The sequence below is a fragment of the Natronocella acetinitrilica genome (assembly GCF_024170285.1).
Taxonomy (GTDB): domain Bacteria; phylum Pseudomonadota; class Gammaproteobacteria; order Nitrococcales; family Aquisalimonadaceae; genus Natronocella; species Natronocella acetinitrilica.
The window spans coordinates 233140-244878 of the sequence record NZ_JALJXV010000005.1; the positions used below are offsets into that span (position 1 = coordinate 233140).

12 protein-coding genes are annotated in these 11739 nt (G+C 63.4%); 6 read left to right on the forward strand and 6 right to left on the reverse strand.

Features of this window, described 5'->3' with window-relative positions:
• Nucleotides 1-97: 97 nt before the first annotated feature.
• The 4 genes from J2T57_RS11905 to J2T57_RS11920 all read left to right on the forward strand — a co-directional run bounded on the left by J2T57_RS11905 (nt 98) and on the right by J2T57_RS11920 (nt 5371).
• Nucleotides 98-1075 carry a GlxA family transcriptional regulator gene (locus tag J2T57_RS11905; protein WP_253478431.1) on the forward strand — a complete coding sequence of 326 codons (978 nt, stop codon included), beginning with the start codon at nt 98-100 and terminating at the stop codon, nt 1073-1075.
• A 107-nt stretch (nt 1076-1182) separates the two neighbouring features.
• Complete coding sequence (locus J2T57_RS11910) at nt 1183-2775, forward strand: BCCT family transporter (protein ID WP_253478433.1); 1593 nt, start codon at nt 1183-1185, stop codon at nt 2773-2775.
• A 58-nt stretch (nt 2776-2833) separates the two neighbouring features.
• Nucleotides 2834-4720, forward strand: coding sequence for a DUF294 nucleotidyltransferase-like domain-containing protein (locus J2T57_RS11915; protein ID WP_253478435.1), 1887 nt, complete (start codon nt 2834-2836; stop codon nt 4718-4720).
• Between the two features lie 21 nt (nt 4721-4741).
• Nucleotides 4742-5371 carry a hypothetical protein gene (locus J2T57_RS11920; protein ID WP_253478437.1) on the forward strand — a complete coding sequence of 210 codons (630 nt, stop codon included), beginning with the start codon at nt 4742-4744 and terminating at the stop codon, nt 5369-5371.
• A 313-nt stretch (nt 5372-5684) separates the two neighbouring features.
• Here J2T57_RS11920 and J2T57_RS11925 read toward each other — a convergent pair whose 3' ends face one another.
• A complete protein-coding gene (locus J2T57_RS11925) occupies nt 5685-6563 on the reverse strand; it encodes a pirin family protein (RefSeq protein WP_253478441.1) in 879 nt (292 codons plus the stop codon).
• Nucleotides 6564-6593: 30 nt separating this feature from the next.
• Nucleotides 6594-7196 (reverse strand): FMN-dependent NADH-azoreductase, encoded by a 603-nt coding sequence (locus J2T57_RS11930; RefSeq protein WP_253478444.1) that lies wholly within the window; start codon nt 7194-7196, stop codon nt 6594-6596.
• 130 nt (nt 7197-7326) lie between these two features.
• Between J2T57_RS11930 and J2T57_RS11935 the strand changes: the two genes are divergently transcribed.
• Nucleotides 7327-8232 (forward strand): LysR family transcriptional regulator, encoded by a 906-nt coding sequence (locus J2T57_RS11935; protein WP_253478446.1) that lies wholly within the window; start codon nt 7327-7329, stop codon nt 8230-8232.
• Here the strand turns inward: J2T57_RS11935 and J2T57_RS11940 are convergent.
• Nucleotides 8207-8590, reverse strand: coding sequence for a RidA family protein (locus tag J2T57_RS11940; protein WP_253478449.1), 384 nt, complete (start codon nt 8588-8590; stop codon nt 8207-8209). The two genes, J2T57_RS11935 and J2T57_RS11940, sit on opposite strands and share 26 nt — an antisense overlap.
• A gap of 132 nt (nt 8591-8722) precedes the next feature.
• On the opposite strand from J2T57_RS11940, the gene def reads away from it, so the two are divergent.
• Nucleotides 8723-9247, forward strand: a complete 525-nt coding sequence (gene def, locus J2T57_RS11945) for a peptide deformylase (RefSeq protein WP_253478453.1) — start codon at nt 8723-8725, stop codon at nt 9245-9247.
• On the opposite strand, the gene J2T57_RS11950 is transcribed toward def, so the two are convergent.
• The 3 genes from J2T57_RS11950 to J2T57_RS11960 all read right to left on the reverse strand — a co-directional run bounded on the left by J2T57_RS11950 (nt 9244) and on the right by J2T57_RS11960 (nt 11565).
• A complete protein-coding gene (locus J2T57_RS11950; protein WP_253478456.1) occupies nt 9244-10005 on the reverse strand; it encodes an FkbM family methyltransferase in 762 nt (253 codons plus the stop codon). The genes def and J2T57_RS11950 overlap by 4 nt on opposite strands.
• Before the next feature lie 101 nt (nt 10006-10106).
• A complete protein-coding gene (phbB, locus tag J2T57_RS11955) occupies nt 10107-10829 on the reverse strand; it encodes an acetoacetyl-CoA reductase (protein WP_253478459.1) in 723 nt (240 codons plus the stop codon).
• Nucleotides 10830-11079: 250 nt separating this feature from the next.
• Complete coding sequence (locus tag J2T57_RS11960) at nt 11080-11565, reverse strand: GGDEF domain-containing protein (protein ID WP_253478462.1); 486 nt, start codon at nt 11563-11565, stop codon at nt 11080-11082.
• Nucleotides 11566-11739 lie beyond the last annotated feature (174 nt).

The following is an 11739-nucleotide window of genomic DNA, read 5'->3' on the forward strand; positions in this document are numbered from 1 at the left end:
CCATCCTGCCCAGTGTATGAGCCCAGCACACCAGACTCCCGTGACTTTAACCATCACGAAATGGACGGCTTTCGTTACGAGTGCGACACTGCTCCCCATGGAGCTGTTCGCCTTCGTCCTGGTTCCACGCTTCTCGCTGCTGGCACTCAGCTCGGCGGTGGAGGCCCTGCGCGCCGCCAACGTCGCCGCCGGTCATCACCTCTATCGCTGGCGGCTTGTGTCGGAGCACGCCGGGGCCGTGGCCTCTTCCAGTGGCCTTACGATGGACGCGCGGGGACTGGACGCCGCGGAGAACGCAGGTGTTGTGGCGCTGTGCGGGGGCGAGCGCTCCCATGACTACGCGCCGCCGAACCTGTTGCGCTGGCTGCGACACCAGGCCAAGCAGGGCAGGATGATGGGCGCGTTGTCGGATGGCTCGTTCCCGGCTGCCGCGGCGGGGCTGTTCGACGCGGTGCCCTCGACAATCCACTGGCATTGCCTTGAAGCGTATCGGGAACGGCATCCCCGGCTGGATATCCGCGCCAGCGTATTCGAACTGTCGGCGTCACGCTTCTCCTGCGCCGGCGGCACCTCAGCGCTTGACCTCATGCTCACCCTGATCCAGCGGCGCCACGGGCAGCAGCTTGCCGCGACAGTGGCCGAGACCTACATTCACGACCGCATTCGCGAGGCCGGCAGTACGCAGCGCCTGAGCGCCCATTTCGAGCTATTGCGTCATTCGAGGCCATTGGCCAGCGCCGTCAGGCTGATGGAGCAACATGTGGACGACCCGCTACCCATCCACGCCATCGCGGCACGGCTGAATCTGTCGGTCCGGCAGCTTGATCGGCTGTTCCGACGGCATCTGCAACGCGCCCCAGCGGCCTACTACCGGTCACTGCGGGTAGACCGCGCCCGCCGCCTGCTTGTCCAGACCGGCTTGCAGGTCGAGACCATTGCCGCAGCCACCGGATTCTCGTCATCGGCTCACCTGGCTCGCTGCTTCCGAGAACTGCATGGCACAAGCCCGCGACGCTATCGGCAGCAGGCCCTGGCGACCACGGATGACACCACAGAACGTCCCGCGTCGGTTTGACCCCTTGCTGCACATGATTCACTCTGGCTGATGATCCAGAGGCTGCCTTGCCTCACATTCCGGCAATCGGCCTCGTCGTCCAACCACATCACCCAGGGGGGAGAACCGTGGCAGAGAACAACACGCAGTCGGGGAACGACGGACCAGTCGTCGCCGAGACGGACTATGAACTCGGCCAGGACAACGTCCAGCCCATGGGGCTGGAATTGCATAATCCAGTCTTCTTTATCACTTCCGTCGGTATCACGATCTTCGTGCTGCTGGCGATCATTTTCCCGGATGTGCTGGCCAGCACGCTGGGTTCAACCCGCACCTGGCTTGAGTCGACCTTCGACTGGGTATTCATGGGTGCGGCAAATATTTTCGTGATCGTCTGCCTGGTGATGATGCTCTCGCCCCTGGGGCGCATCCGCCTGGGCGGGCCCGATGCCGCGCCCGAGTTCGGGTACCTGGGCTGGTTTGGCATGCTCTTCGCCGCCGGCATGGGGATCGGGCTCATGTTCTTCGGCGTACTGGAGCCCGTGTTCCATTTCCAGAATCCGCCGCTGGGCGTCGATGCTTCCGATACCGAGGCAGCGCGCGCCATGGGCGTCGCGGCAACAATCTTCCATTGGGGCCTGCACCCCTGGGCGATTTATGGCGTTGTCGCCGTCTCATTGGCCTTCTTCAGCTACAACTTCGGCCTGCCGCTGACGATTCGCTCCGCGTTCTTCCCGATCTTCGGTGATCGGGTCTGGGGCTGGTTCGGCCACGTCATCGATACGCTCGCAGTGTTCGCCACCATGTTCGGCCTGGCCACATCACTGGGCTTTGGTGCCCAGCAGGCTGCCGGTGGGCTTGAGTACCTCTATGGTATCGAGGCGACCAACACCCTGCTGGTGGTGCTGATACTCGCCATTACCGGCCTCGCACTGGTCTCGGTGATGCTGGGGATCCACGGCGGCGTCAAGCGCCTCAGTGCACTGAACATGATCCTGTTCGCCGCCTTGGGCGTCTTCGTGCTGATCGCCGGGGCCACGGTGGATATCCTGGTCAGCACGGTCACCACCACCGGCGGCTATCTCGCCAACCTGGTTCCACTCAGTAACTGGGTAGGCCGCGAGGATCTGGATTACATGCACGGCTGGACAACGTTCTACTGGGCCTGGTGGATTTCCTGGTCACCGTTCGTGGGCATGTTCATCGCTCGGGTGTCCTATGGCCGCACGGTGCGGGAATTCATCTTCTGTGTGCTGATCATCCCGACCATCGCCGGCATCCTGTGGATGAATATCATGGGCGGCTACGCCATCGATCAGTTCCTGAACGACGGCTATGAGGGCGTTGTCCAGCTGGTCACCGACTACCAGCCGGAACTGACCATCTACGCCATGCTGGAGGCCCTGCCGTTTGCGGCTATCACCTCGGCGGTGGCCATCTTCCTGGTGGTGGTGTTCTTCGTGACCTCGTCGGACTCCGGTTCCCTGGTCATCGATACCATCAGCGCCGGCGGCCTGACGGATGCACCCGTGGTGCAGCGTGCCTTCTGGGTGCTGTTCGAAGGGCTGGTGGCCATCGTGCTGCTGGTGGGCGGTGGCCTGGCGGCCCTGCAGGCGGCAGCTATCGGCCTGGGCTTCCCGTTCAGCTTCGTCCTGCTGGGCATGGCGGGCTGTACCCTGTACGCCATGACCAAGGAGTTGCCGAATCACCCCAGGGCCTGACCGATCCGGGGCTCCGCCATGGCGGAGCCCCGTCACCTTTACCCTATAGTTACCGATCATGCGTGACCCGGCGGACACAGCACTTGATTCCGATACGGACCGGGTCATGGGATCCAGCCTCTGGCGGGGTGTGCCGGGTTCGCTGGTTCGCCGGCTGCTTCGTGACAGCGATCGGCTGTTCATTCCGGCGGGCTCCGCCCTCTTCGACGCCGGCGATGCCTACCGTGAACAGGTCTACCTGCACATCGAGGGGACTCTCGACCACGTCTCGGCGGACAGGCACAGACGTCAAGCCGAACCGGGCAACCTAATCGGACTCGCCAACTACCTGGACGGCGGTGTGTATCGCTCTTCCGCGAGGGCCGTCTCCGACTGCTACATCCGGGCCATCCCCGCGACCACCGTGAAGCGCCTGGAACAGAGCGAGCCGGCATTCTTTGAAACCATCAACAAGGCCCTTGCGGCACGCATGCGCAAAGCCCTGCAGGCGCGGGAAACCGTGCGTGGCACCCTGTCCCGACCGGTGCGACAGTACATGCGCAGCGGTCTGGCTACCTGCGATTCCCAGACCAGCATCGCCGACGCCTGGCGGCTGCTGGAACAGCGGGGAATCGGCAGCCTGGGTGTCATCGATGACGAAGGTCGCCTGCTGGGTCTGACCACGGCGCACACCCTGCTCATGGACGTGGTCGAGCATGATCGCCCCATCGCCACGGCCTTGCACCAATGCGCCCTGCTACAAGGCCACACCGTGCGGCGGGATGCACCGCTGTGGGAGGCGGAAGCGCTGCAGCGGCAGCGTCGTCTGCGCGATGTCGTTGTCGTCGACGACCAGGATCGCCCCGTCGGACTCATTTCCCAGTCCGACATCGTCCAGGCGCTTGCCAACCCGCCTTTCACCCTGGAAGGGGACATTCGGGCCGCGGCCGACCTCGCCAGCCTGACTGCGCTTCGTCAACGCGTTCCGGATGAGGCCAGAGGTGTGCACGAGACGCACCGCAGCGCCGGTCTCGCGGTGCGTGTCATCACCGATGTCCATCTCGCCCTGCAGCGGCGCACGGTGGAACTCGTGCTGGAAGCGCTGCGCCAGGAAGGTCTGGGGGAACCCCCCTGCCCTTACGCCCTCATCATCATGGGGTCGGGTGGTCGGGGAGAAATGCTGCTGCGTCCCGATCAGGACAACGGCCTCATCATTGCCGATGAGGCGGACGCAAGTGCGCTTGCCTGGTTCGAGCGATTTGCCGAACGCCTGAACCCGGCATTGGATCAGGTGGGCTATCACCTGTGCCCTGGCGACGTCATGACCCGTAACGTGGACTATCGCCGCACCCTTGCCGGCTGGAAAGACAAGCTCTCCACTCTGACCCGGAAACCAGGCAGACGGGAGGCGCGCCTCGCCAATATCGTGCTCGATTTTGCGACACTGCACGGTGACGACGACCTCACCACTGCGCTCCGGGACCATCTGAACCAGGAACTTGCAGACGGAGAGGGTCGGAAACTGTTCCAGAGAATGGTGGGCGAAAACGCCCGAATCGTTCAGCCACTCAGCATCTTCAATCGCCTCAAGCCCAGTTCCCGCGACGGTGAAGAAGTCATCGATCTCAAGCGCACCGGGCTGCGTCTGATCGTGGATGCCATGCGGGTTTTCGCGCTGCAGGCGGGAGTCAGCCGCTGCAAGACCCTGGAGCGCATCGCAGCCTTGAGACGGCTTGGTGTATTCGACCCGGACTTCTGCGAGTCCATGCGCATCGCCTTCGAGGAGTTGCAGGATCTCCTGTTGAGTCACCAGCTTGAACAGATACGCCGCGGCGAAGCCCCGGATCCATTGCTGCGCATGGAGCGACTCTCCAGCCACGACCGGGAACGCTTGCGCCTGTCCTTGCGGGCCAGCCGTCGAATGCGCGAGCATCTGCAGCTCACCTTCGGCGTTGTAATGCGCTAGGGGAGCGAGGATAGGCAGACAATGTCCCGAATTCTGTTAGTTGCGGAGGGCACCTTTCACCGCCCGCTGGTCAACACCCTGGCGGTGGTGGCCGGCACCAGCGTCACCCTGCTGATCGGCCTGGCCATCATTCGCAGCGGCCTGCCGACCGTGATTACGCTGCCCATGATCGTTGCCCTGCTGCTTGCGGCGGCCTACATCAATGCACGTTATGGCGGCCCACGGGAGTTCCGGCTGGAGAAGCGTCCGGACGACGAAGCGCTGCGTCTGGTGGGTCGCTTCGACAACGGCGAGCTGGGCTCCGGCGCGCCGGGTCTGCTGCGGGAAGCCCGACTTGAAAGGGATACCCTACGCCTGCTGGTGGAGCGGGATGGTCAGCGCATGGAATATCACCTGACGCCGCCTGGCTTCGGTACACAGGGCATGCAAGCGCTGGAACGGGTCATCGACGCATTGGGCAACCTGTCGCCAGACGAACTGGCACGGCGCTACAACGATGCGGCCGACGGCATCAAGGTCTACAAGGCCAAGGATCTCCTGCTGCTGCGTTTCACGCAGAAGCCCGGCTACGCGATGCTACTGTGGTTGATCGCGGCGGCAACCATGCTCGTGTGGGTGATGATCGGAGCCATGATTGGCACGGGGGTGTGATGGCGTGATCGCGGGGTCGGCGAGCGCCCGGTTGGTGCTACAGGATGCAATGCCCCCCTGAAGCCCGCCGTAGAGTGCGTTAGGCCAAAGGCCGTAACGCACCACATCACCGTTGGCCAGGCCACCCTTACACAGCTGGCACAAACGGAGCGCGGGGGCGCCGCCCGCAGACCGTCAGCCACAGGGATGTCGCTGTCGAGCCCCCATGGAGGGGTTCACGGCCTGTCTGCGGGCGGTGCGCCCGTGCTCCGTTTCCGGACAGAAGGCCAACGTGGCAGCGCGTCGACTCAACGCGCCGACGCACCCCACCACCTCATGCCGGCTCGGCGAGTCTCCCATCCCGGTAATCGGCGAGCGCCTGCTCGATTTCTTCCCGGGTGTTCATGACGAACGGGCCATACTGCACCACCGGCTCGTTCAGGGGCCGTGCCGCCAGCAACAGCAGGTTGGCACCCTGCTCTCCGGCGACAATTCGCACCACGTCGCCATCGGTGAGCAGACCACTGGCCCGTTGCGGCAAGGCCTGCTCCTGCTCCCCGAGACGGGCCTCGCCGTCGTAGAGATACAGGAAAGCATTGTGACCCCGCGGCACCGGGATCTCGGCACGCTCCCCCGCCTGCAGCCGCACGTCCACATAGATGGGGTCGGTCTGCCACTGGCCGGCTTCGGCATTCACCGCACCCGCCAGCGCCTGACCATCCACGCTGATGCGACCGGCAATCACCCGCACCATTCCACCAGCAGCCGTTTTCGCCTCGGGAATTTCATCGGCGGTAATGTCACGGTAGCCGGCAGGCTTCATTTTCTGCGACGCCGGCAGGTTCAGCCAGAGCTGAAAGCCACGCATCCGCCCCTCGGTCTGCTGCGGCATCTCGGAGTGGATGATGCCGCGACCGGCGGTCATCCACTGCACGCCACCGGGCCCCAGATCACCGGTGTTACCCATGTGATCCTGATGCTGCATGTGACCATCGAGCATATAGGTCACCGTCTCGAATCCGCGGTGCGGATGGGCCGGAAAGCCGGCCAGGTAGTCATCCGGGTTGTCGGAAAAGAACTCGTCCAGCATCAGAAAAGGATCAACCCGGGCACCCTGGGCCGAGCCAAGACTGCGCCGCAGTTTCACGCCGGCACCATCCGACGCCGGCACCGAGGGAATGACGCCCCGCAATTCACGAATAATGCCGCTCATGACAATTTCTCCTTCTGCCTGGATGCCGGCTCAGGCTGCCAGCGAGTCGATTCGGTCCCTGGCAGCCTGTAGTGCCTGCTGCTGTATTTCGTCGCCCATGGCCAGACCCTCAGCGTGGATAAACTTCACGTCAGTGACGCCGAGCAGACCGAAGAAATGCTTGACCAGATCTGTCTGGGTGTCCATGGACGTGCCGAGATACTTGCCGCCACGAGCTGCAAAGACATAGAGCGTCTTGTTCTCCAACAACCCGACTGGGCCCTGTTCCGTGTAGCGGAACGTGGTCCCCGCCCGGGCAACATGGTCGAACCATGCCTTCAGGGTGGACGGCACGGAGAAGTTGTACATGGGCAGACCAAGGGCGATGACGTCAGCCTGCTTCAGTTCCTCGATCAATTCATCACCTTCGGCAGCCAGGGCCTGCTGCTCTGCCGTACGCTCCTCGGGCGCGGTGAGACCAGCCTGCAGCCGCTCAGCCGTGAGATGCGGAATGGGCTCTGCAGCCAGATCCCGAACGATGACCTGGCCTTCCGGGTTCTGTTCACGCCAGCGCGCCACGAAATCGTTGGACAGACGACTGGACTGACCTTCATCGGAGAAGAGACTACTGTTGATCTGTAGCAGCGTAGACATGGAAGAACCTCCTGTGATTGACATAGCCGCAGTTCAACATTCACAACCACGATAGAAAAGCGAATAAATTCAGGGGAACCGTTCGATTAAATCGATAGAATGGTTGCCTCTGTCCTTGCCGAGCCCCGCCATGACATCAGATACCCGCATCAGCCTTGATCAGTGGCGCGCCTTCGTCGCGGTGGTAGACGCGGGGAGCTTTGCCGCCGCTGCCGAGCAACTGCACCGCACCCAATCCACCGTCAGTCATGCGGTCAACAAACTGCAGCGCACCCTGGGTGTCGAAGCGTTTGTCCTGGAAGGTCGCAGGGCGGTGCTGACGCCCGTCGGGCGCAATCTTTACAAGCGGGCGGCGGGGCTGCTGGAGGAAGCCGCACGGGTCGAGCGGGCCGCAGCCGATCTGGCACGGGGCTGGGAAGCAGGGATTCGCATGGCGGTGGAGATCATCTTTCCCACCTGGCTGTTGCTGCGCTGCCTGGCACAGTTCGCCGAACGACGCCCCGAAACGCCCATCGAACTCTACGAATCCGTGCTTGGCGGCACCAGCGAGCTGTTACTGGAAGGGCGTGTCGACCTGGCCATAGCCTCTCGGGTGCCCACCGGCTTTCTCGGCGATCCCCTGACCCGGGTGCGGTTCCTGGCGGCAGCCGCACCCTCCCACCCGCTGCATGGCCTGGGTCGTCCCGTAACCCGGGTCGATCTGCGCCGCCATCGCCATCTGCTGGTGAGGGATTCCAGCAGTCGACGCCAGCCGGGCCTGGCCCGGGAAGACACGGAAAGCCGCTGGACCGTCAGCCACAAGGCGACGTCGATTAGGGCTGCCTGCATGGGCCTGGGCTTCGCCTGGTACGCCGAGGGCATGATTCGCGAAGAGCTGGAATCCGGCCTGCTCAAACCCCTGCCACTGGAGCACGGCGCCGAACAGTACGCCGAACTCTACCTGGTCTACGCCGATCCGGAGTCCGCCGGGCCAGGACTGCGCCACCTCGCCGGGCTGCTCCAGGAAGCGGTCAGGGACGGCGCGCCATCATCGTGATCTCGACACGACAGCCGCCGAACAGGCCTGAAGCCCCGGTGCAGGTGCGGGCCGGATAACGGCCGTCGGGAAAATACCCGGCATAGACGGCATCCATGGCGCCAATGTCGGCGATATCCGCCAGGTGTACATCCACCCGCACCACATCCGCGAGGCTACACTCCACGGCAGCCAGCATCTCCGACAGAGTATCCATGATCAAGCGGGTTTCCGCCGGCACGTCGCCCAGCAGGGCATCGCCTCCGGGAATATCCACCGCCTCAAGTCCGGACACATAGACATACCGGTCATCGATGACCACATGACTACCCGGAAACTGCGGTTTCGGCAGACTGGCGTGATTACGGAACTCGGGCATGGAAACACCTCTCTGGGACCACACAAGAAGAACTGACGGCCGGCACGTCGGGCTTGGCGAAGCGATTCGGCTTATGGTACTACCCTCGAACAGCGACGTTCGTCACCACCACGGCACAAAGGCGTACAACGCATGATACGACCATTGGTAACACACCCGGACCCTCGGCTGCGCCAACGCTCGCGCACTGTCGACAAGTTCGATGATGAGCTGCGCACGCTGGTAGACGACATGATCGACACCATGCGGGATGCCGATGGGATCGGCCTTGCGGCCGTACAGATCGGCGTGCACCTGCGCGTGGCGGTGATGGAAGTCGGCGACAGCCCACTTCGGGTCATGATCAATCCGCAATACGAGGCAATCGGCGAACCCATGCCACTGGAGGAAGGGTGCCTGTCAGTGCCCGGTGTGCAGGAAAAGGGCAAGGCGCGGAATAACCGGCTGTGGGTGCGTGCCCAGGACCTGGACGGCAAGCCCTACGAATTCGAAGCGGAGGGGCTTGAAGCAGCCTGCGTTCAGCACGAGTGCGATCACATCGACGGCAAGCTGTACATCGATCGCCTCTCCCCCGTGCGTCGGCAACGCGTGCTTCGCCGCTATGCAGCCCTGCAAAAGAGGGGTCCTGACGAAGACCAGGAGCGGGCGGGCGGTTAAGCGGTAGCAAGTCGTGCGTAGACGTCCCCGGAGCCACCGCTGGCTTGCTCTTTCAGCCACTGATTCATCGCGACCGCATCGCACCACTGGGCCAACAGAAACTGCCGCTGCTCACCGCGCACCACGTTGTATTCGTAGCGGCCCAGCGCTTCCAGCCGCGTGATGCAGTCCGTTGCAACGCCCTCGGCACCCGGCACGAACTCGAAGGAGACTGCCGGAATCGGACGACTCAATCCTGCCAGGACTTCTGCCTCGAACCCTTCGACATCGATCTTGCAGAACACGGGGTCGCCGTACTGAGCGATCAAGGCGTCGAGCGTGGTCACCGGGACGGTGACACGCTCGTCCCAGGCCACGCCGCGAAACCCCTGATTATCCCGTTTCACCGAGTCCACCCAGTCGGTGGACAGGGTGGAGACCGTGGGAGTGGCGGCGCTCAGCAACAACTCCGCCTCCCCCGTCTCGCGGCCGACGGCGCTGGTGAGGATGGTGACACGGCAGAGTTTGCGCGTGACGCGGCGCAGCACCGGCAGCAGTTGCGGCTGCGGCTCCAGCGCCACAACCCGTGCTCCGAGCCCGGCAAAGGCAACGGTGCGGTCGCCCACATGCGCACCCACGTCAAACACCAGATCCCCCGCGCGAACGAACCCGGAGTAAAGCTGGCGCAGCCCGCGCTGGCGGCCCGGCCGCCAGTAGATGCAGATCGAGCGCAGCGTGCCGACAAGGCGGCGCAGGCGGGCGCTTGCCATCAATTGCATGGGTCGGGGGCTCGCGGTGGCGCGGTAAAGCGATGACGACACTGACCCCGATGGCGGTCATCGGTTCCGCCATCGGGCTCAGTACTCTGCAGGGGTAAGACTCAGGCCATGTACTGGCCGCCGTTGATGCTGATGGTGGCGCCTGTGATGAAGCCGGCCTCCTTGCTGGCGAGAAAACACACGGAATGGGCGATTTCATCAGCCTGGCCAAGACGCCCCACGGGGATCTGGGCAACAATCTTGTCCAGCACGTTCTGCGGTACCGCAGCCACCATATCCGTCTCGGTGTAGCCCGGAGCCACCACGTTGACGGTAATGCCCTTGGCTGCGGTCTCCAGCGCCAGGGATTTGCTGAAACCGATCAGGCCGGCCTTCGCGGCGGCATAGTTGGTCTGCCCCATCTGACCCTTCTGGCCGTTCACCGACGCGATATTCACGATTCTGCCGAATCCGCTCTCACGCATACCGGCGATGGCGGCGCGGCACATGTTGAAGGCCGAGGTCAGATTGGTCTGGATCACTGCGTTCCACTGGTCTGCAGCCATCTTGTGAAGCATGCCGTCCTTGGTGATGCCGGCATTGTTGACCAGCACTTCGACGGGACCCAACTCGGCGGCAACCTTCTCGAGGCCAGCCTGGCAGGCATCAAAGTCACCCACATCCCATTTGAATACAGCGATGCCAGTTTCCTTGCGGAACGCCTCCGCCGCCTCGTCATTGCCGTGATAGGTTGCCGCAACCGTGTGTCCGGCAGCCTTGAGACCACGCGAGATGGCACCGCCGATTCCACGCGTGCCACCTGTAACCAGAGCTACTCTTCCCATGGCAGTTCTCCACATTGTTGTGTGTTTGACGGGCTGTACCCGAAACCAAGAATTCAAGTTCTGGCCGCCGGGTTTCCAAGGCCGCCGCCCCTCACTATAGAAGAGGAACGTTCACAACAAGGGCGGCCATCAGCCCCGGCAGGGGGCACATATGATGCCGCAGATAGCCGCGATTCTCAAAAAACCCATATTTAACCGCCGATTACGCCTTCCCGAGCGGCTCCGCCAAACACCCGGGACCAGCGTCTGCTCAACAGATCACGGCATCTCCGCCGTCCTCGATGGCTTCGGCAAGCAGCTTGTCGGCCCGGGAGATCAGCGCACCGGCGGTGTCGCCATCCACCATTTCAGTGACACCGAAACTGCAGGTCATGGGCAGGGAAACAGGCGCGCTCACAGCCGGCAATGCGCCGCGCAGGGCATCGGCGAGCCAGGAGGCCTGGGCAAGGCTGGTGCCGACGCAGGCGATCATCAGCCGGCCACCTTCCACCCGCGCGCGTATGTCCGAAGTACGGGTACGGCTGGCAAGCGCCTTTGCCATCTGCTGCAACGCGGTGTCAGCCTTGTTGCGGCCGTCGTTGGCCACCATGTGTTCGTAGTTGTCCAGCGCAAGAGAAATCAACGTCAATGCGCCGCCGTAGCGTCGCACGCGTTCAACCTCCTCGGCCAGCCGGTGCATGAAGTATTGTCTGTTATAGAGCCCGGTCAGCTCATCGGTAATCCCCAGGACTTCCAAAATCCACCCCCGCCACACAACTGATTTATGGTTATCCCTGGCCGCCGCCACTCACCTTGACACTCCGAGAAGCCAAGCATGCTACAGCGAAGGGGGCTGACGCCAGCACCATCGAGAGGCGCCACAGGGAAGATTCCGGATCGCACAGGACTACCGCGCCCGGAGGAAGTATAC

Excerpts from the sequence above, each read along its gene's own strand:
- J2T57_RS11935 (WP_253478446.1), top strand. The coding sequence starts at position 7,327 with ATGACATCAGATACCCGCATCAGCCTTGATCAGTGGCGCGCCTTCGTC.
- J2T57_RS11925 (WP_253478441.1), bottom strand. The coding sequence starts at position 6,563 with ATGAGCGGCATTATTCGTGAATTGCGGGGCGTCATTCCCTCGGTGCCG.
- J2T57_RS11905 (WP_253478431.1), top strand. The coding sequence starts at position 98 with ATGGAGCTGTTCGCCTTCGTCCTGGTTCCACGCTTCTCGCTGCTGGCA.
- phbB (WP_253478459.1), bottom strand. The coding sequence starts at position 10,829 with ATGGGAAGAGTAGCTCTGGTTACAGGTGGCACGCGTGGAATCGGCGGT.
- J2T57_RS11920 (WP_253478437.1), top strand. The coding sequence starts at position 4,742 with ATGTCCCGAATTCTGTTAGTTGCGGAGGGCACCTTTCACCGCCCGCTG.
- J2T57_RS11915 (WP_253478435.1), top strand. The coding sequence starts at position 2,834 with ATGCGTGACCCGGCGGACACAGCACTTGATTCCGATACGGACCGGGTC.
- J2T57_RS11940 (WP_253478449.1), bottom strand. The coding sequence starts at position 8,590 with ATGCCCGAGTTCCGTAATCACGCCAGTCTGCCGAAACCGCAGTTTCCG.
- J2T57_RS11950 (WP_253478456.1), bottom strand. The coding sequence starts at position 10,005 with ATGCAATTGATGGCAAGCGCCCGCCTGCGCCGCCTTGTCGGCACGCTG.
- def (WP_253478453.1), top strand. The coding sequence starts at position 8,723 with ATGATACGACCATTGGTAACACACCCGGACCCTCGGCTGCGCCAACGC.
- J2T57_RS11930 (WP_253478444.1), bottom strand. The coding sequence starts at position 7,196 with ATGTCTACGCTGCTACAGATCAACAGTAGTCTCTTCTCCGATGAAGGT.